This window comes from Halalkalibacter alkaliphilus, from assembly GCF_023555415.1.
Classification (GTDB): domain Bacteria; phylum Bacillota; class Bacilli; order Bacillales; family Bacillaceae_D; genus Halalkalibacter; species Halalkalibacter alkaliphilus.
Genome location: NZ_JAKRYL010000025.1, coordinates 12,970 through 31,373, shown reverse-complemented (window position 1 = coordinate 31,373; position 18,404 = coordinate 12,970). Strand labels below are relative to the sequence as shown.

Here is an 18,404-nt window from a genome sequence, read left to right as displayed (position 1 = left end):
TTTTTACTGTTGGAAAAGTTCCCCTACTTCACCTAGTACCTTTTTCGATTGGGTATTCATAATTTCTCCTTCTTTCATTAGCTCAATCTTTAATAAGGCATTAACAGCTTGAGCAAACTGTTGGGCTTTATATAAAATTTCTTGCTCCTTTACGTTCAACTCATGGAAGTTAATCTTCGTTGAGTTGTTTTTTACAATTGCTTGCAATTGTTTAATTTCCTTTACAAAGCCTGCATTAACTATTTCTAGCGCTTTCATCACTTCAAACACTCTAGCATCCAAAGCTATAAACTTGGTAATTGCGGTCTTCATTTCTTCAATTGCAACATCTACTTTAGCAGCATAATTCGTCGCTTCGGTTAATGCTTTTTCTGACTTGCTATCTAGAATCGCCCCCGTTACTAAAATAGCCGGTCCAGCCACGACGCCGCCAATAAGCGCAGTGCCTCCTGCAATTCCGAGTCCACCTGCCGAAAGTGCTCCTCCTCCAAGCCAGGCGAGGGCCGCTTTTTGTGCAGCTGCACCACTTAATGTAGAAATGAGTGTTCCTGTAGACGCCGTTCCAAGTGTTGTGGCAATGCTTGTTGCCCCCAACCCTGCCAGAACACCTGTTGAGATTCCTTGAAAACCTGAGCTGAAAAGGTCACTTGCTTTCATAGAATTATTTTCAATTCTTCTAACTTCCTGCGGGGAGATCTTTTCTTTGAAAACACTATTTGTAAAGTTTTTATTTTTATAATCAATGTTACTAATCTGTTTGTAGGCTTTTACAAAGTCCATCATCGTTGTACTTTGAACCTTAACTTTGATTTTTCCTAGTTCTGCTAAGAGGGCTTCTGTTTCATTTGCTTTTTTCTCAAACTCTTTTTTTTGCTCATTGTATTTATTCTCTGCATCGTTTGCGATAGATTTCGCTTTATCAAAATTATCTTTTGCTGTAATCACTGCTCCCGTTCCAAGTATGGCTGCCCCTGCAGCAACGGCGCCGATTAAAATAGGTAATGGCATCTATTCCACCTCATTATTATTATTTTGTAGTTCCTTACAAACTTCAATATTTGCTAAATAAAACTCTTCTTTTGAATATGTATGTTGGTAAAACCTCATGTACATATCGTCAATCCGGCAAACGAGAGGACGGCTTTCGTAAATGTCACATTGATTATTAACTAAATGCTTACAAGTACCGTCCCCACGATTAAACTCTTGCAATTCTTCGATCATCTGTATGTTTGTACAGCATAAACCACATGAATCACAAGGAAATTTCGTATCATCCTTGATGAACTCCTGGTTCATTAGGTACTCCCCTCCTCTGGCATTTGTTACTTTTTCTTCTTAACCGGTGCTCCTCCATATTTTTTAATCATCGCCTTACTGATCTCTAATTCACCGTTTCGTACTTGAGCTTCTATTTTATCTTCAATTTGATCCATGATCTTTTCACCGAATTCCACAACAGCATCCCTAACTAAGTAAGCGGTAAAAACCGCACCAACAAATGGGATAACATTAGCAAGCAATTTACCTCTGCGTGTCTTCATTACATCTTGCGTACTAGTCTTAACATCCTGAGCAATCGACTTCATCTTATAATTGTTATCACCAGCAGCAGTCAGTGCATTGATTTTTGTTTCTAAGTCTTTTATGTTTAACCCATAAAGGTTTGCTATCCCTTCCATTACTTCCTGACAGCCTTTCTTCATGAACTTCCTGTCAAATATAGCAGACATGGTTGCTTGTAAAAATTGTGAAGCTGTTGCTGTTGTACCTAACAGAGATAAACCGGCCCCGTCCCCTAACAAACTTGTTATGATCGATCGTTTCAAACTTTTATTGGCCATCTTTCGAATTAGTGATCGATGTACATTAAACAGTTCGTATTCTTGACCGTCTACTTCTATGATTAGAGACTTATCAAAAACAACTTTGTTCCCATTAATTTTATAGTGTGTATTTGATTTATTTTCCCGCTCAAAATTCATAGTCTCTTCGTTTTCTTCACTATGCTTTACTGTTGCGTTTTCCCCCATGTACTGCTCCTCCTAGATTTACTGAAAGCTAACATCTATTTCATATCCTAAGTTTGCGAAGAATTCACTCAATACTTTTCCAGCATTCTTCTCAGCTGTAGCAAGCAGACCGATCGCCACAGCCTCTTCTTTTATTAATTCCTGCGCATCGGCAGCCAGCTCAAAACCTTCATCCCATGTGACTGCTCCTCTGAGTACACCTTCACTTGAAAAAGTTTGAATTTGTTCCATGATAATAGATGGCTCCTGGACGAACGATGCTCTTGGTAAACTCATTTCAATCATGCCTGTTTCTTGATCTATATGTATATTCATAGTATTAACTTGAGTTAAGTCAACTCCCGCCACGACTGTTGCAGGCACAATTAGTAGTAATTTTCTTTGTGTACCAGGTAGATTAAACCCTATTTCTTTCCCAAATAATTCATTGTTCTCTTGTTCTAATACAGCAGTAATATGGGCTTCCGCAGTAGCTAATGTCGCTAAGTCTCTTACACTATCTACAATCGCAGCGTTATCTTCCTGAAATGTACTTCCTGAAAACAAACTAGTTGAACTAATAATGATTGCTGCTAATAATGCAGCAATCATCGTTAACAATAAGGCCACTTTTCCTCTCCATATTCCTGCTAGCATTCTTTTAGGTGAAAAGAAAGGGCTCGATTGCTTTGGCGTATTTACCGCTATCGCACTTGCCACCTCGGCTTTTGCCTTTTCTATCTCTTTTACTTGCTTACTCTTTTCATCAGACATTATTTCTCTCCCGTTTATTCTACTATTGGTAATATCTAAGAGGCCTCTATAAAAATATAGAGGCCTTGTCGGTATAACTTGTGCAACTGGCTGGCATATCCAATAACAGATTTAGCCCCTCTAGTTTTGCGCCCTACCTTTTCAAATAGTTTGCCGATATGAAGTTACTATTGTCAAATCAGAAAATATCACATTTCACGCTTAGGAACGAAATCTTTCTACCTAAAAGCAACCTCTAAATTATTGATACTTAATACCTCTGATATCTCAGTAATACTACCTTTCGTTCTAGCTTCCAAGTCCTGAAACCGAAAAGCAATAACATCTTTACTCTTATTAACAAGTAAAAAGGCTTGTTCTTCTGAAAGAACCGATGAAAGATCTCTGATTAGTGTATCTGGCATATTCTTAATAATAAAACGCCAAGAAACAGTAGTTGGAGCTTTTTTGGAAAAGTCATTACTTCCTTCATATTGGATCGCTCCAATCTGATTATCATAGCTCTCTCCATCTTCTTTTCTAAGGTAAAATTGAACGGTTTGCTTAGTGTTTTTCCATCCAATATGAAACCCCGCTCTTTCGGTCTCTCTATAAATGAATTTGAATAATGCTGACACTTCACCAAAATCATAACTAAGCGGATGGTCGGTTCCATCTTTAGATGGTTTCATCTCTACTTCCGTTTCATCTAGAATCTCATCAACATAATCAAGCAGTGTGCTCGCCCAGTGTATTTTAACAATCTCTTGAAGGGTATCGATCTTCGCCGATATCCCTTCGTCCCGCTCGTTGAGTGTTTGGAGCTGGCTCGAAACTTTGCTTTTGAGGTTGGAAATTTGTGTGATTAATTGTTCCGTATCTTCTTTATTCTTTGTTTCTAAATGGTTTACTGCATATTTGAATGTTTCATGTATGTTCTCAATTGCTCTATCTTGTGATGCTTTTTGTTCTTGAAAGAGCTCTTGAATATCCTTTTTTAAGATATTTTGAGCCATCGAGAGCTCTTCCTTCATTTCTTTTAACTCATTATGACTTGCCAAGCCGACCTTTGACCAGAAACTCATTCTTGCTCCCCTCTCTCTCCTATACCGACTTTAATTCCTGGATGGAGGCATCGCATAAATCAATCGTAGAAGAGATTTTCATTTTTAGTTGTTCAAGTTCTTCTTCATTTTGCTGCAAAGCGCTTTTCAACTCTTCTAATAGTTCTTGTTCTGTCTCCATGACAATCGAGATTTGATCGACCTTCGATAAAATTAAGTCTTGAACAAGTTCTAATTGTTCCTCGCTCAGGTCATCGACTTTATCTAAAAATTCGTTAACTGCTACTTTCATAACTCGTTTCGCATACTGTTCCATTTCAGTCATTCGTTCACTGTCAGAATCCATTTTTAGAATAGAGAGAAGCTCCTGATTATCCAAGGAGTACGCTCGAGAGATACTATTTTTCATTTTTCCTCTTAACTCTTTTCGAAGCTCCCGAATTTCTTTTTTAATTTTATTCAAAGGCAGCTCCTTTAAAAAGGCATCATCCGCTTGCATCTCTTCTAATTGCAAAATTACTTTATCAAAATAATCATTTGCTGTATCAAGCAATTCTTCTTCCACTCGGTTCGCTTCTGCGTGAAAAGTTTTTGCGTACTGAGATAAATCCCGGTTGATATCTTTCGTTTCATCTGTTGAAGCGGTTGTTGAGTCATAACGTTTATTGCTGAAAAATTCAACAACCTTTCGAATTAGATCACCAATTAAAGGTTTTTCTCCAATTATCGGCGGGATCGATGGATTAGATACAATCTTACTGATCCCGCTTACTACTTTAGATACGGTTGATGAAACTGCTTTTGAAATACCTCCAATAATTGAACCAAATAACCCCATATGTCATATCCTCCTTACACAATGTTCTTTGCAGCTTTTTTTAGTTCTCTTACGTACTCTGAATTGTTTTTCTGTACTTTCCGCAATACGTCCTGCAGTGTATCTTGGTTCACTTTCATTTCTTTAACTTCTTGTTCTTTCTGCTTAGCTTTTTCAGTAATCGCTTCTAAATCTTCTCCTGCAGTAGCCAACATCTCGGTTTGCGATGTTTTTATATAAACGATGCGGTCTAACAGCTCTTGCTGGATATCTTGGAAACGTCCTTTTAATTCTTCGATTAATAAAGATTCGTGGTTTTGAACGATCTCCATAAATAGATCATCCTTGAAAGTAAGAATGTCTGAATACTTAATTGCTTCTTCGACAACTTCTGTAAAATCTTCTGTATAATTAAATAGAGCATTTTCAAGCTTTCGCTGCTCTCTCTTTCCTAATTGGTCATATTGAATGGCTTGGTTATACATATGAGCGGATAAGCCGAAAATGTTTCTAGCTGCCTTTTGAGCAGAACCGTAACAATCTTCCCCTTCTAAGTAAGAAATCCATTTCTCTTTCAATTGAGGCCATTCAGTTTGAGGTTCATTTAAGAGATCCAATTGCGTACCTATTGTATAAACCTTCTCCGGGTTTTCCCGGCAATTTGCAAACACGTTATACATCGTTTGCAAATCTCCCGTATTGAGCGTTTTCGACAACGCACATAAAATAACGGCATTTGCTCGATCTATGTAATTTCGTGTAACATCTGAACGATATCGTACGACATCATTTAATCCAGGAGTATCGACAAAGACAACCTGTTCTGGGAGATTAAAATCGGCAAGGCCTATCTCAACCTCTTTGACAAAATAATGCTTCGGATCTTGCGAAGACGTCCATTCCTTCACTGCTTGTTTCAACTCTTCAGACGAATCAGGATTCAGACTAATTTTGTCATGACCAACCCACTTCTCTTTAATTGAGTCAGCTTGAAGCGCATTATATTCTTTGAAAAAAGTAGAATGTGGATTTTCACTTGCACTATCCCATAACTCCGACCATTCCTTTTCATTATAAAATCGTACAGTGACAACATTGCTTCCTTTGCCCGAACGAAACTTTGTTAATACAGCCGTTTCCGGAGTTACCGCCGTTGAAGCAAGTTCAGAACCGAGCAAAGCATTAATTAGAGTTGATTTCCCGGCCTTTACCACCCCAATAATCGCAATATGAAATTCCGGTTCTCTGCATTGCTTGATAAACGCATCGATCTTTGAAAAGAAACGATCATCGATTGACTGCTGCAATGACTCCTCTTGGAAAATCCTCTCTACACGCTCAAGTGTCCTTGCATAACGATTTGCAAGCGGACTCCACAGGATTTGCTTTCGCTTATCTTCGAGCTCTTCTAAAGCTTTGTGAATGTCTTTATTTGTTGATTTCTGAATCGTTTGCTCCATGTAAACCACCCTTTATTCATTAGTATTAACCTATGAGAAACAAGAAAGATTAAAAGAATTTATCTCTTTTTAACATTTTAAGAAAAAATTGATTAGTAATCACAAGATCTAAATTACTAAGTCTATTTTACTACATTAGTATTATTTACCATAGGATTTTTTGTCAAAAATAATAGATTTATTGGGAGTAACAGAAGTTCGTTCTTTTTAAATCCTATAATAAAAAAAGTAGAATAATATAAATATCATGGTATTATTTTACTATATGACTTTTGCAGGGGTGACAGAAAACATGGCTTACAGACAAGATGAAGATTTGGATTTTTTGAGAAAGTGCGACAACGAAGACTTAGACGTGTTAGTTACTTATTTAACAAAAGATAAGAGCGGGAACCCTCGTTTAACCGAAACATTAACATCAAATGAAAAATATAAACTACATTATCCGAACCATCAGTTGTACTGGGAAGAAATAGCGGAATCTCTTCAATTATACGGAGCAAATTCATTCTCTTCGCTATTCAGGGGAAGAAAGGGAGTTTATTATGAGGAGATTCTCAAAGATGTATGCAAACGTTTGAAAGTAAATTACAACAAAAATAGCTCAATAGATACGATTGAGATGAATTTGTTAATGAAGGTACTAACTGACTCTATAGAAAAAATGGATAAAGAGCAGTTAAAAGAGGTTATTGAAACGACTGGTATTAATTCAAAAACATTAACGGCCGAATCCGTCATTGCTGCTTTACAGGTTGCTATTAAAACAGGCGGATTTACCCCTTATAAAGTTGCATTAATCGTGGCAAATTCAGTTTCTAAGTTTATTACCGGAAAAGGCCTTTCATTAACCGCGAATGCCACATTAACAAAGGTTCTAGCAAAGTTTGCCGGACCAATTGGATGGGTAATAACAGGCGTTTGGACAGCCATTGATTTAGCCGGGCCGGCTTATCGAGTAACCGTCCCAGCAGTCATTCAAATTGCGTATATGAGAGCAAAAATGAAAGCTTAAACAAGCGGAAGCACAGGGATGGATCTCTTGCTTCCGCTTGTTTTTTAGAGAAACTTTCAAAATCCTCGCTCTATAAAAAGTATATTTCTACGGGATAACTGCTTCGATGTTGGTGAAAAAGATATGAAAGCTTACTATTACTAAAAAGGATTTGTGACATGCACGTATTACAAACTAAGCAAAATATTCCTTGAACGATAACTCTCTTTAACCAAACCAATAATCAACAAATCCCTAACCATTTTGATCAGTTGCTCATGGGTACTAGATGTATTCAGCTCTACTTCTGGTAATATGATATATTTGTTACTAACAATATCAAAATTAAACGATTCCTTTAATGTGAATAAGATACTCTCTTTAAGTTGCTTTTTCAGCCCTAATAATTGGTAGTCTCGCTCAAGTTTCGTATATTTTGCATTTAAAAACTTGTGAAATCCATATTGAGTGTATGTAGTGCTCTCGTCCATAAAAAATAAAAAACGAGATGTAGCATCAGTATACACCGCTTTTGGTTCTCCTCTATTTCCAAGGTTGCCAATTTGAAAATAACAAGGGTACTCTTTATCCTGCCCCCCTTGGCTTACTACAGCATTTATCCGTTTTCCAATTTTAGAGTGTTTCGTATTACAGTATGAACTTATCTGAGAAACAAATTTCACTTGAATTCCCTTTGGATAACTAAATTCTTTTCCTGGCAGCTGATCTAGTATTATTCTAATTGCTTCATCTACCAATCTTTCATTCTCTGACAAGTCAGTAGATAACATTCCACTATGATCTCTGTGATTATTAACTCCGTGTTTTACCTCAAATTTATCACTGCTCTTCTCTTGGTAAGACCTTAACAATGGTCCGTACTGATTTTCATCAAACCAACTCAAAATATATTCACCCCTTGTATCAATTTCAGCAGCAAAAGGGCTGCCGGTTTTATTAAGCAAATATGGAACTAAAGCCGACTAATGTAGTTTCTCAGAATACACAAACTCACTGTATATTAGGGTCAGGAACATTGACCCTTAATTAGCTGTTGTTCTTATAATCTCATTCATACAGTTGGTGCAAATTCTTTTATGCATGACTTCCGTTAAACCATCTCCTACATCTCCACAAAAATTACAGTAAGGCTGGTATTTGCGTAAATATATTGTTGTTCCATCACAAGAAATCTCCAGCTTGTCATCTTTATCCAACTCTAGAGTTTTTACCATTTCTGAAGGTATAACAAACCTACCTAACTTATCAAATCCCCTGATTACTCCTGTTGTTTTAGACATTCTTACTCACCCTGAATAAAAGAATCGAATTTTACTAATTCACCATATGTCCAATTGTCTTCACATACTGTACATTCATACACAGACATGTCTCCTTCACCAATATCTGCAATCATTTTGTAACTTGTTACATTATCACAGGTTGGGCAGTTGACTTTTATGGTTGTCGGCGCAGGTAAGTTATTCTTCTTTCTAAAGCGTTCATCTTTACTCACTTCATCATGAAGCTTTTCTACAGCATAACGAATCACATCACTATTTTTAGAACTAACAATCGGATTGGAATAAAATGAAACAAGCTGATTGACTCTAGTAACCATTTCTTTGTCAAAGCGTACCGTTATTGTTTTATCACCCATTAAAAACACTCCTATGTTTGTTTTTTATTAATTTATATTACAAATGATACACTGTAATACATTGTATTACAACAAAAACCTTTAATTTTAAAAAAGATTCTTAGATGATATGTAATTAGTATGAAAAATCAATCATTACACCGCTCCGAGTGGTGACAGCTACACAACCCATAATTTAACCTCATTGAGCTAAATAATGATGACATTCTAAACCTTGATGATATCTTACCTAAAAAACTATTAAAGTTTGGTATTCAAGTTTACTAAAAGAAAAAAACTTTCTTATTTGGACTGTAGATAGATGCCATAAAAAAATCAGGGATCAAGGTTCTGTACCCTTGACCCCTGAAGATCATTCCGTTCACTCAGTTTTTCCCTCATGAATTATAGACGATATGAACGGCTTGTTGTTTGATTCAACCTTATCAGCAATCTTCTGAAGCAAATGAACGATCTCAGCAAAACCTAATAAAAATATACTAGTAATAATCGATGCGAGCCACCAGATAATCGCGATCGTCCAGTTGAATTCAGTATAAGTACCGGTTAGATACGTGTACGAAACTTCAACATTTGCTGCAATTAACCCCGCAAAGAAACCGACAATTATTTGTAAAACAGCAATAACCTTAATGGCAATCGCGATTTTATTCTTCATCGTCTACCACTCCTAGAATCCTTTCCAATTCCTTAAGTTCACTGTGGGCATTTGCCATAAGATAGTAAGCACCATCAATTTTTTCTGTTAAGTCGATATGCTCAAATGTATCGTGAACAAAACTCTCCATGATCTCAATTTGAAGATCAACGGACATATCAATAAAGACGATGGCACTTAACAATAAATCTAGTTGTTCCTCTGTGAATGTACTTTTATTTTCACTAATGACTGTCTTTATCGAGCTTACTGGATAGTCTTCCAACCTTTCTAACGAATTCACTGCTCCTTGTGCACTCTCGATTACCGATTCTAGGTCATCCGAGTTTCTGGACATACTTGAGAAATATATATTAAAGATGGACTCACTGCCATCCTTAAGATCGGCACGAGCCAGATACTGTTCTAAATACTCCGATAGCGAAGCAACAAAAACCGTTTTTGGAGAGTGTAATTTTTGTTGAGCTTCCATAATTTCTAGATTCGAAAGACCCGATAAATCAGACTCAAGCTGCTCAAATGCTTCTTGAATTTCATTGGAATCGTTAATCGTAATTTGGGCATTTGATTGAATGGCCTCTGCTAAAATATTTACGGCAGAACTGAGAGCTACAAACACTTCTCTAGAAGCGGGACCTTCCTCCGCTATAGCTTTTAATTGAGCAAATCTATCCCAAAGCTCGCCCTGTGCCACTTCTAACTCCTCACTATTTTCTAACGCCGCCTCTTCCTGACTTCCTGCAGGACTCGTCCCGCAGGCCATTAGCATAGAAGAAGAGAGCACCAAAACTACTATCATTCCCAAAATTCTCATGTTTTCTTTCCACTCCCTTTACTATAATTATTTGCACTTATTCTATTTTACTATAGTAATCAGCGGAAATTACTAGGTAGATATTGGGGAAACATGGGGACGGTTCTCCCGTCTCATTTCGAGGGAATGAGGGATAGGTTCCTCGTCCTTTTTTGAGTAGGGATAGGATGTGGATATCTAAATATTAGCACCAAAAATCCTTTCTCCCCCCTGTGTATATCTCGTAAAAGGTGGATAACCCTCTGTATAAGTCGAGGATTATCCACCTTTTTGGCAGCGGGGCAAGGGACATGTACCTGCGACTCCAATTTCCACTCTTTCCCCTCCGCCATTCGACATTTTCAAGTAGTGTCATGTACCAACTTAATATTTAATATGCGGTATAATAAAACATCACTGAATATGCTAAAAAGGCCTAAGCAACAAATCCTGCTTACAAGATTTGTTGCTTAGGCCTCTGTTTTACTCATTTACTGTTTTCACATAGGGCTTTTATGAAGAGTCTTATATACTGGCGGATAATTTGTGTATACGCTTCTGATTGATATATAGCCCTCTCCTGATATTAAGTAATTCATCGAGTTCTTGGCTGCATTTAACTGTAACACTATTAGTAAGTCCTTTTGTCATCCCTATCCGAATCAATTCTATTCTTTTCTTTTCTATAGCCATTTCTAATTTTTCATTATGTTTCATTACATTTGTACACCTCGTAAATATTTTAAACTGGTTCTTCGATAGTGACTATAGATATGAGTCAAAAGTATTATCTTATAATTCATATTAAATGAAAAGAGGTTCGACAAAACAAATCATAAAAAGACAAAGAAATACATTTCTCCCGTTTCATTTCGAGGGAATGAAACGGGAGAACCGTCCCCATGAATCCACCAGGCACTGATACTTACTGGAGGTCGCGACTTCTAAATATATAGATAGATAAAGGCACAACAAGCAGACAAAAATCCGCTAGTTGTTCCTTCTTTCGCGTAAAACTTCCGATTGTCCCCTGTTAGAATCGTCCTCGCTTCCTTAAGCTACTTCATTTAAATCTTGCAATTTCCCAATGCGTTGATCTGGGTCGGGATGGCTTGAAGCTAAGTTTGCCCATAATCCTTTTGTTGCTGGACCATCTAGTGCATTAAAGCTGTCAAGGACTCTCACTAAAGGTTGATTATATCCACACTTGTGTGCGAAAGCATCAGCTTCATACTCATTCTTTCGGACAGAGTGCATTACCAGAAGTGTACCAAACTTCGTCCACAGCCACATCATTGCAACTAAAACGACATCCATTAAGAAGGTCATGATTAAGGTACCTAAGCTATTGTTGGCTATACTTACCACGATTCCGACAAATGAGAAAAAGAGTCGAAAAAGAACAAAAAGCGCAGTAACAATCATATTCCCGACTGTGACAATAAGGATGAAGTCAGTATCCTTCGCTGATAGATGTCCAAATTCATGAGCCAATACGGCTTTAATCTCATCGTCATCATACTGTAGCAGCCCTTTTGTAAGACAGATCGTTTTCCTTCCTGTTGCAAATGCATTTGGAGCAGCATCATTACTAATGAACAATTTCACCCCATCAGGAATGGACGGATCAATCTCTCTCGCTTTGCGATAAACCTCATCAAACAAAGGGGTTAAGCGTTCAATATGTTCCTTTCTTGCTAATGGTTTACACCCTTGTTGCAAGCGTAAAATCCATTCACCAAAAGGCGATAGTGCAAGCACCAATGAAATGACATACATGGATAAACCGAGAATAGGGTCACCAAAGATGGCCATGACCAGAAACGTGTTCAGAATGAGGTAAATGAAGATTCCGATATTTTGTTTCTTAGTTAAGCGCTGAAAACAGTCTAATATGTACAAAGTATTCTCTCCTTCACTATCTAAATATAAAACTTGTAAATACCTAACGTTAAAAATTCGACACAAGTATAACATACATAAATATTACATGCGAGGAAAATTATGGAAATCTAGTAGGTTTATTTTCTCAGTAGAATGATGAGACTGTTAGCCCTTCTTGAGAGGGAAATGAGTCGTTCCACTTGTTGGTATCTGTTGAAAATTGTGACTATGTACGCTAACATAAAATACTATATTACTAGTTTGGTAATCAAATTTTTAGGTAGGAAGTAATGGATCCTCCAAAGGAAGTGGGTAAAAAAATGTTAGGTGAAGGTCTATTGTTGGCAGAAAAGATTGCTTATATAACGTTCTATTATCTTATAGTGGCAAATGTCTTTTCCTTTGCAACTTTTGCAATCGATAAGAGTAAAGCGATTCACCAACAATATCGAATTCCGGAAAGAAGATTGTTCTTAACAGCATGGATAGGTGGTGGAATTGGAGCGTTACTCGCGATGAAGTTGCTTCGACATAAGACGTTAAAGAGTACATTTCGTTTTGGCATACCTATGATTACGTTACTTACATATGCATGTTTCATCGTTCTACAAGGACTTCTTCATGATGAAGTCGTCCCTTACATATCATCGGTATTTGACCGGGCCGAAGAAGGAGGAATCCTTTCTTTACTCTTATATCCTTTTCTAATGACTAGAGGGGAAATGTATCTTAGTCTGTATTGGTCATCCGTTTTGACAGTTGCGGCTATCATCATTGGTCTATCTATTACACACTTTATTCTCTCAAAATCGTCTCCGATCATTCGCTTCTTGCTATGGTTCGTCCATACATATGCTTATATCTGGATGGGATACGCATGTGTGATTGGGGTGTTACACTCGGATTCTTTTTGGAAAGCGATCGTTCTATTAGCCTTGCCTTTCTCAATAGGGTTTACAAGAGATTTTGTAAAAGGATTTGCGAATGAATTCACAAAAGAGTTTGCAAAAGAAGTAAAGAAACAAAAACAACGGTCTCATAAAGGACTCCCAGTCAGCAAGCCTGAAGAAATAAGAAGTTCTGAGAACCTCCAAACAGAAACTGATCAAGAGCAAACGTTTCCTCTGCCTGCAGATGCATTAATCGATCCGGAAAAATATGGGCTCATTCCTACAGGATCCATTAGGTTAGGGAACGACGATCTAGGGATACAAGAGGATGAAAAAGTGCACTTTCCTATGTTCGGGGTATCTTTTTATCAACACGATCCATTTCCTAAGGTGTGTGAAGTTGAATTAAACAAACCCTTTTATAATGCTGGTATCGATGTTGGCAATGAATTTATGTATGTTAAAGACATTACAAACCAACGTGAAATGGAAATTACCGACATAAATCACTTAATAGAGGTTTATGAAGGGAGATCCATTGGCGATGAGTTAGTGTTTCAAGTTTTAGTAGGACGTCATACGCCAAATGAACGCGTGCAAAACATTTATGTACGAGTCGAAAACCATATCAGCCTTGTGAAAGAAGAATAATCAGGAAGGACGGATCATGACTATGGGGTTTATGAATTACCTGAAAGAGATGAAGCAAATTTATAAAGAAACAAAGGAAAAAGGTTGGGGCTTTCCAGTTGAACTGGAAGGGACTTTGGAAAAGTTTATGATGGACATTATCGATGGAGATCATTATATTGCACTTGATACAAATGTCCTATGCCATAGTGAAATCAACTTTTTATCGACGAGTCAATTTTCTACCAACCGAAGCACACGATACATTGTGAGTGAACATACGATCCGAGCTTTTAGAGGCTCCATTGAACAAAATGACGAGTATGCAGAAATCGCTGCATTTGCATTAAATCGACTAGAGAGAGCAATGGAGGGAGGTTATACCATCACCATTGTTCCTGGGGTAACAGAAGAAGAAATCAACAATCTAGGATTTGAACAAACTTTTCAATCTGCAGTCATCTGTTCCTTTTATAAGGCAAGTCACGAAATCGAACAGACTCATCAAGACTGGAGAAAATTATATCTTGTTACCTTATCAACTGAACAAGAAAGTAGATCCTTTGCCCAACACCTTGAGGTACCAACTTATATTTTACAGTAATATTTTAGGACACAGCCGCCCTAGTTATAGGGGCGGTTGTTGTGTGTTCGTTAACTGGGATGTTGGGTATTCAAGAAAAAAACAAGTCTGTTCGGAACGATCAATTTATATGATCAACGGGCTAAATTTATTCAAATTCTAAATAAACAAACATAAACTTCAGTAAATCGTCGGGTGGTGCCAGTCACCTTACCTATTAACGTAGGAATCTACAAAAGTGAAGACAAGCACTTATTTGAACTAACACTTACAGATATTGAACAAATTTACGCGTGCTTAAACAGAGTAAATCATCATAAAAAGGAGCGTGTTTAGAGGACTAATGATCTAAACACGCTCTTACCCTATTTTAGAAACGGATTCCAGGGAATTACAAACAAGTATCCTCTACCCTAGATGTGGCTATCTATACATTAATACCAATAATCCTCTCGGGTTGTTGTGTATATTAAGCAAAAGGTGGATAACCCTCTGTATAAACAGGAGGTTATCCACCTTTTTTTGTAACGTGTTATTTTCTAGACTTCTTTCAAATAGTTAACCTTGTGCGGGACAAGGGACCTGTCCTCTATGTCCCTCTATGTCCCACTTACCATACCGTAATTTGTCTAGCCAAAGAATGATCACCATTATCATCAAAAATAAATTGTAACGCGTGGTCTCCAACAGTGTAATTGATGTAGTAGCCCATCAAAATATTAAAATCCTCTCCACGATCATCAGGTGGCCCCAACACTTCTATAATTTGTTTTTGGGTAATGGATTCAATTTGGTGTTTGTATTGATAGATTGATAGTACGTGTACCCCGTCTCTATAGGACATTGGATAATCGGCGTGTTCATATGAATATAATTCCGTTCCTGAGTAACCCATTATTTCTCTAGGTTCCCCTAATATGCTTACTAATTCCTCCGCTGATACACCAACCGTTGCCATGCCTTCACCAAGCGTTCCCTTACTAGCGTATTCCTTTAACTCTAATAAATATTGAGTTACCTCATCGACTAAATCGTCTTCCTTTAACTCTACCTCAGTATAATGAGTCGTGTATTGTAGCGTCTCATCACCTACAATTACATAGTCATCTGTTGAAGAAAATAACTCATGTAATGGTCGGCCTTCTTCTAGACTAAATTCTTGCTCTTCTACCGTTTCCACACTTACATTTTGAATATCTACCTGCACCGTAGTAAACGTCCAAAGTGCATTCTCTCTATCATAATACAAGGATTGAAGCTGATTAGTTTCTACCAATTTTAATTTTGGCGTAACAGCAACCAGCTCATGTACCTTTGCTAACCCTTCACTAGTCAGGACATAAACATCAACTATATTAACATCTTGTCTTTCAACCCAAGAAAAAACTAACAGGTCCGGGCTGTTCTCAACAACGTAAGGCATATGTCCATTTGTATTAATCGTTTTGTTCTCTAAAACAATATCTTGAAGATAAAAGTCTCCAGCCTCATTTTGAATCACAACTCGGTAATCACCAGTTAGTACAGTATCCCCTTCATCACCTAGAAAAGAAAGGTGCTCTAGCGTAGATACATTCTCATCCTCTGAATAAATAAAAATATTATATTCATTGCTGTAACGATCCTTCATCGTTGTTTGAAACCTAGCAGAACTTGGGTCAAATTCAGACAGAAGCTCACCCGCCGTAATAAAAGATAGGTCTTCTAATAATCGCTGATACGTTTCATCACCTGTTTGTTCATAAAGTCTTCCCAAAAAATCTTGTAAGCTATCGATATCATCTATCGCTTGGTATAAATCAATAACCTCATCTATTGCCGCCCTATTATCTAAATCAGAGTCTACTATTTCCAAATATACATCTATTGCTTCTGACAGCATCTCTCTATCTACATAATGATCGGCTAACTCTTCACGTAAGACATTGGTTTCCTCAACTGAATCTATCCCATCCTTCAACGTTGTTACAATTAAATCATCTTCCTCTAAAGCTATGTATATATCAACCAAACCTAAATAAGCATCGACCGAACGAGGATCAATCTCGATTGCTTCTTCATAAGCTAATATCGCTTCCTCGTAATTTTCCTCCAATAGATACTTGTTACCAAGCTTCAACTTTTCATCCACTTGTTCAGCTGTAGTCATCTGAGAACAAGCTACCATAAATACAAGGATTAATTTCAAGAAAAAAAACTTCTTCATTTTACATATATTCCTCCTTCTCACTATCGACAAGAGAAAAAATTGGTTAGGACAGGCATAAAAAAAGGGAACAGGTATGCCACCATGCTCTCCTTTATTCGTTTTAAATCCTATTGTTACATACTCCCGCAGCCTAAAATTTTTTCAAATCGCAATAATATATATATACTACACTTCACAAAAAACTCCTCTTTTTTTAACAATTATTAACAAAAAAATGTTAATTTCTTATCACTTTTAGTCAGGATTTTTTCGAACGCATCTTTTATACAAAAGATGGGAGCTTCACGTGGACGCCAGATGAACATCATGCTTATAAACAAATTACTTTCAGGATCGACAACCCATTATTAGAGGAATATTCCGAAGAGATAAAAGAAGAGTTATTACATTCCTATAGCGAATCTGGAAGTATGAGAGTATATGATCACTATATACGCAAAGAGCGCTCTTTAAACCCTGTTATTGCAGAGGGAGGTCCATTTGAGGACGTACTTAAAGAAGAGGATTATGACTTAACAAATACGGAATTTGTAGACATTGGAAAGAAATAATCACAGCATTAGATTAGACGTGATGTTTATCACTTTAATCGTGATGAAATTCTGGTGATAGCACCATAGTCAATGAGCATGAAAGCTGTTGAGAAAATATCTACAACAGCTTTTTTCTCATGAATTTAAGCATAGACAGGTCTACTTTATAAACAGAATACTATTTGCAGCCTGATGAGCAGCTGTGGTCAGATTGGTTTAGATAAAAGTACATAAAGATCAAACAGTACACTTCTTCAACAGATAACGAAACTCTACTATTCAGCAGGAACTACTCCACCCTGCCAAGTTTCTAATATAAATTCACGTATAGCACTAGAGTTTAACACTTCTACTAGTGTTTGAATTTCTGGACGAGTTTCATCTTTAGCACGAACGGCAATGATATGAACATAAGGATTACTTACGTCTCCTTTTTCAAGAATCATTGCATCTTCCATTGGGTTCAACCCAGCCTCTAGTGCTAAGTTTGGAGGAATTAGTACGGCGTCACCTTCCCCATTTAAATATGCTTCTGCTAATAAAGCTGATTCTAGACTATTATCAATAATAATGTTTCTTGGGTTTTCTGTAATATCATCCACAGTAGCATATATTCCCGCATCTGCTCTTAGTGAAATAAGGTTTAAATCTTGAAGCGTAGCTAACATACGTCCCTGCTCAGTGATGCTGCCACTGATAATAATCTCAGCTCCATCAGGGAGTTCATCTATACTTGTATAGGTTTTTGAGTATACTCCAATGGGTTCGATGTGAATTCCGCCAGCGTTAACAAAATCATAATCGTACCGGTCATTCTGAACGTTTAAATAAATATTATGTTGGAAATAATTCGCATCTAGTTCCATATTTGCAAGTGCCTTATTGGGCAAAATATAGTCATCAAATACAACAATCTCAATATTAATATCTTCCTCCAAAAGGATGCCTGCTGCTGCTTCTAATATTTCAGCGTGAGGAGTATTAGAAGCACCAACGACTAAATCTACAACCTCTATTGTTGATTGTGACTCTATTTTTTCCCCAGTAATTGAAGCCTTGTCATTATCGTGTGCATGAGCTAGACTTTCAAAATAATAACCTCCACTCCGTTGTTGGAATTGCAATGTCCAAGGAGTTATTGATTCATCATGAAAGGTCACAAGCACCTCTAAATGACCAACTTCTTCTATCGTATAATCGGAATTTGATAACCCAACTTTGTTTTCCTCATTTGCAAGTGAAAGTATGTAATCAGTTTGAAAATCAACTTCATTAGCCACATTTACGTTATCAATTTTTTCAAAATCGCCCTCAGTTGCCCCTTCCATAAAAGTTCCTGCTGCATTTAAAACCGTGTCATTTTTCGGCCCACAAGCCACTAGAATGCTTACTAAACTAATCGTCATAAAAATGTTTAGTAGATTTCTTCGTAATATCACAAAACTCCCCCTTTTTACCGCTAAC

21 protein-coding genes and 1 riboswitch are annotated in these 18,404 nt (G+C 37.1%); of the genes, 5 read left to right on the top strand and 16 right to left on the bottom strand.

Annotated elements, in window-relative coordinates; genetic code table 11:
- Window positions 1-3: 3 nt before the first annotated feature.
- The 7 genes from MF646_RS18990 to MF646_RS18960 form a co-directional block, all read right to left on the bottom strand.
- The gene (locus MF646_RS18990; RefSeq protein WP_250098081.1) at window positions 4-1,008 is read right to left on the bottom strand and encodes a hypothetical protein; all 1,005 of its coding nucleotides are present in this window, start codon (window positions 1,006-1,008) and stop codon (window positions 4-6) included.
- Entirely contained in the window at window positions 1,009-1,299 is a 291-nt protein-coding gene (locus MF646_RS18985) for a YkgJ family cysteine cluster protein (RefSeq protein WP_250098080.1), read from the bottom strand.
- A gap of 26 nt (window positions 1,300-1,325) precedes the next feature.
- Window positions 1,326-2,033, bottom strand: a complete 708-nt coding sequence (locus tag MF646_RS18980; RefSeq protein WP_250098079.1) for a hypothetical protein — start codon at window positions 2,031-2,033, stop codon at window positions 1,326-1,328.
- 18 nt (window positions 2,034-2,051) lie between these two features.
- The gene (locus tag MF646_RS18975; protein WP_250098078.1) at window positions 2,052-2,786 is read right to left on the bottom strand and encodes a DUF4230 domain-containing protein; all 735 of its coding nucleotides are present in this window, start codon (window positions 2,784-2,786) and stop codon (window positions 2,052-2,054) included.
- A 78-nt stretch (window positions 2,787-2,864) separates the two neighbouring features.
- Window positions 2,865-2,951: riboswitch (cyclic di-GMP riboswitch) on the bottom strand.
- A 53-nt stretch (window positions 2,952-3,004) separates the two neighbouring features.
- Window positions 3,005-3,850: a hypothetical protein gene (locus MF646_RS18970; protein WP_250098077.1), complete on the bottom strand. Its 846-nt coding sequence runs from the start codon at window positions 3,848-3,850 to the stop codon at window positions 3,005-3,007.
- A gap of 19 nt (window positions 3,851-3,869) precedes the next feature.
- Entirely contained in the window at window positions 3,870-4,667 is a 798-nt protein-coding gene (locus MF646_RS18965) for a hypothetical protein (protein WP_250098076.1), read from the bottom strand.
- 14 nt (window positions 4,668-4,681) lie between these two features.
- Complete coding sequence (locus MF646_RS18960; RefSeq protein WP_250098075.1) at window positions 4,682-6,106, bottom strand: dynamin family protein; 1,425 nt, start codon at window positions 6,104-6,106, stop codon at window positions 4,682-4,684.
- A gap of 292 nt (window positions 6,107-6,398) precedes the next feature.
- On the opposite strand from MF646_RS18960, the gene MF646_RS18955 reads away from it, so the two are divergent.
- A complete protein-coding gene (locus tag MF646_RS18955; protein WP_250098074.1) occupies window positions 6,399-7,121 on the top strand; it encodes a YaaW family protein in 723 nt (240 codons plus the stop codon).
- A gap of 167 nt (window positions 7,122-7,288) precedes the next feature.
- Here the strand turns inward: MF646_RS18955 and MF646_RS18950 are convergent, their stop codons facing one another.
- The 7 genes from MF646_RS18950 to MF646_RS18920 form a co-directional block, all read right to left on the bottom strand.
- Window positions 7,289-8,005 (bottom strand): hypothetical protein, encoded by a 717-nt coding sequence (locus tag MF646_RS18950; RefSeq protein ID WP_250098073.1) that lies wholly within the window; start codon window positions 8,003-8,005, stop codon window positions 7,289-7,291.
- A gap of 138 nt (window positions 8,006-8,143) precedes the next feature.
- The gene (locus tag MF646_RS18945) at window positions 8,144-8,401 is read right to left on the bottom strand and encodes an AbrB/MazE/SpoVT family DNA-binding domain-containing protein (protein WP_250098072.1); all 258 of its coding nucleotides are present in this window, start codon (window positions 8,399-8,401) and stop codon (window positions 8,144-8,146) included.
- A 2-nt stretch (window positions 8,402-8,403) separates the two neighbouring features.
- Window positions 8,404-8,760: a ribbon-helix-helix domain-containing protein gene (locus tag MF646_RS18940; protein WP_250098071.1), complete on the bottom strand. Its 357-nt coding sequence runs from the start codon at window positions 8,758-8,760 to the stop codon at window positions 8,404-8,406.
- Between the two features lie 361 nt (window positions 8,761-9,121).
- Window positions 9,122-9,418, bottom strand: a complete 297-nt coding sequence (locus MF646_RS18935) for a hypothetical protein (protein ID WP_250098070.1) — start codon at window positions 9,416-9,418, stop codon at window positions 9,122-9,124.
- Window positions 9,408-10,217, bottom strand: a complete 810-nt coding sequence (locus MF646_RS18930) for a hypothetical protein (RefSeq protein ID WP_250098069.1) — start codon at window positions 10,215-10,217, stop codon at window positions 9,408-9,410. Before MF646_RS18930 ends, MF646_RS18935 begins: the two co-directional genes overlap by 11 nt.
- A gap of 519 nt (window positions 10,218-10,736) precedes the next feature.
- A complete protein-coding gene (locus MF646_RS18925) occupies window positions 10,737-10,928 on the bottom strand; it encodes an aspartyl-phosphate phosphatase Spo0E family protein (RefSeq protein WP_250098068.1) in 192 nt (63 codons plus the stop codon).
- A gap of 336 nt (window positions 10,929-11,264) precedes the next feature.
- Window positions 11,265-12,113 (bottom strand): zinc metalloprotease HtpX, encoded by an 849-nt coding sequence (locus MF646_RS18920; protein WP_250098067.1) that lies wholly within the window; start codon window positions 12,111-12,113, stop codon window positions 11,265-11,267.
- Between the two features lie 272 nt (window positions 12,114-12,385).
- Here MF646_RS18920 and MF646_RS18915 point away from each other — a divergent pair, with 272 nt between their 5' ends.
- The 3 genes from MF646_RS18915 (at window position 12,386) to MF646_RS23540 (ending at window position 14,534) form a co-directional block, all read left to right on the top strand.
- Window positions 12,386-13,636 (top strand): DUF1294 domain-containing protein, encoded by a 1,251-nt coding sequence (locus tag MF646_RS18915; protein WP_250098066.1) that lies wholly within the window; start codon window positions 12,386-12,388, stop codon window positions 13,634-13,636.
- 16 nt (window positions 13,637-13,652) lie between these two features.
- Window positions 13,653-14,219 carry a hypothetical protein gene (locus tag MF646_RS18910; RefSeq protein WP_250098065.1) on the top strand — a complete coding sequence of 189 codons (567 nt, stop codon included), beginning with the start codon at window positions 13,653-13,655 and terminating at the stop codon, window positions 14,217-14,219.
- A gap of 174 nt (window positions 14,220-14,393) precedes the next feature.
- Window positions 14,394-14,534 carry a Fur-regulated basic protein FbpA gene (locus tag MF646_RS23540; RefSeq protein WP_420842546.1) on the top strand — a complete coding sequence of 47 codons (141 nt, stop codon included), beginning with the start codon at window positions 14,394-14,396 and terminating at the stop codon, window positions 14,532-14,534.
- A 274-nt stretch (window positions 14,535-14,808) separates the two neighbouring features.
- Here the strand turns inward: MF646_RS23540 and MF646_RS18905 are convergent, their stop codons facing one another.
- Window positions 14,809-16,404 carry a tetratricopeptide repeat protein gene (locus tag MF646_RS18905; RefSeq protein ID WP_250098064.1) on the bottom strand — a complete coding sequence of 532 codons (1,596 nt, stop codon included), beginning with the start codon at window positions 16,402-16,404 and terminating at the stop codon, window positions 14,809-14,811.
- Window positions 16,405-16,817: 413 nt separating this feature from the next.
- Between MF646_RS18905 and MF646_RS18900 the strand changes: the two genes are divergently transcribed.
- Window positions 16,818-16,958, top strand: coding sequence for a hypothetical protein (locus MF646_RS18900; RefSeq protein ID WP_250098063.1), 141 nt, complete (start codon window positions 16,818-16,820; stop codon window positions 16,956-16,958).
- A 257-nt stretch (window positions 16,959-17,215) separates the two neighbouring features.
- On the opposite strand, the gene MF646_RS18895 is transcribed toward MF646_RS18900, so the two are convergent.
- Complete coding sequence (locus tag MF646_RS18895; RefSeq protein ID WP_250098062.1) at window positions 17,216-18,379, bottom strand: MetQ/NlpA family ABC transporter substrate-binding protein; 1,164 nt, start codon at window positions 18,377-18,379, stop codon at window positions 17,216-17,218.
- Between the last annotated feature and the right edge of the window lie 25 nt (window positions 18,380-18,404).

What these genes read in the sequence shown, in the direction of transcription:
- MF646_RS18990 (WP_250098081.1), bottom strand. Translation starts at nt 1,008, where the DNA reads ATGCCATTACCTATTTTAATCGGCGCCGTTGCTGCAGGGGCAGCCATA.
- MF646_RS18985 (WP_250098080.1), bottom strand. Translation starts at nt 1,299, where the DNA reads ATGAACCAGGAGTTCATCAAGGATGATACGAAATTTCCTTGTGATTCA.
- MF646_RS18980 (WP_250098079.1), bottom strand. Translation starts at nt 2,033, where the DNA reads ATGGGGGAAAACGCAACAGTAAAGCATAGTGAAGAAAACGAAGAGACT.
- MF646_RS18975 (WP_250098078.1), bottom strand. Translation starts at nt 2,786, where the DNA reads ATGTCTGATGAAAAGAGTAAGCAAGTAAAAGAGATAGAAAAGGCAAAA.
- MF646_RS18970 (WP_250098077.1), bottom strand. Translation starts at nt 3,850, where the DNA reads ATGAGTTTCTGGTCAAAGGTCGGCTTGGCAAGTCATAATGAGTTAAAA.
- MF646_RS18965 (WP_250098076.1), bottom strand. Translation starts at nt 4,667, where the DNA reads ATGGGGTTATTTGGTTCAATTATTGGAGGTATTTCAAAAGCAGTTTCA.
- MF646_RS18960 (WP_250098075.1), bottom strand. Translation starts at nt 6,106, where the DNA reads ATGGAGCAAACGATTCAGAAATCAACAAATAAAGACATTCACAAAGCT.
- MF646_RS18955 (WP_250098074.1), top strand. Translation starts at nt 6,399, where the DNA reads ATGGCTTACAGACAAGATGAAGATTTGGATTTTTTGAGAAAGTGCGAC.
- MF646_RS18945 (WP_250098072.1), bottom strand. Translation starts at nt 8,401, where the DNA reads ATGTCTAAAACAACAGGAGTAATCAGGGGATTTGATAAGTTAGGTAGG.
- MF646_RS18940 (WP_250098071.1), bottom strand. Translation starts at nt 8,760, where the DNA reads ATGGGTGATAAAACAATAACGGTACGCTTTGACAAAGAAATGGTTACT.
- MF646_RS18935 (WP_250098070.1), bottom strand. Translation starts at nt 9,418, where the DNA reads ATGAAGAATAAAATCGCGATTGCCATTAAGGTTATTGCTGTTTTACAA.
- MF646_RS18930 (WP_250098069.1), bottom strand. Translation starts at nt 10,217, where the DNA reads ATGATAGTAGTTTTGGTGCTCTCTTCTTCTATGCTAATGGCCTGCGGG.
- MF646_RS18925 (WP_250098068.1), bottom strand. Translation starts at nt 10,928, where the DNA reads ATGAAACATAATGAAAAATTAGAAATGGCTATAGAAAAGAAAAGAATA.
- MF646_RS18915 (WP_250098066.1), top strand. Translation starts at nt 12,386, where the DNA reads ATGGATCCTCCAAAGGAAGTGGGTAAAAAAATGTTAGGTGAAGGTCTA.
- MF646_RS18910 (WP_250098065.1), top strand. Translation starts at nt 13,653, where the DNA reads ATGACTATGGGGTTTATGAATTACCTGAAAGAGATGAAGCAAATTTAT.
- MF646_RS18905 (WP_250098064.1), bottom strand. Translation starts at nt 16,404, where the DNA reads ATGAAGAAGTTTTTTTTCTTGAAATTAATCCTTGTATTTATGGTAGCT.
- MF646_RS18900 (WP_250098063.1), top strand. Translation starts at nt 16,818, where the DNA reads ATGAGAGTATATGATCACTATATACGCAAAGAGCGCTCTTTAAACCCT.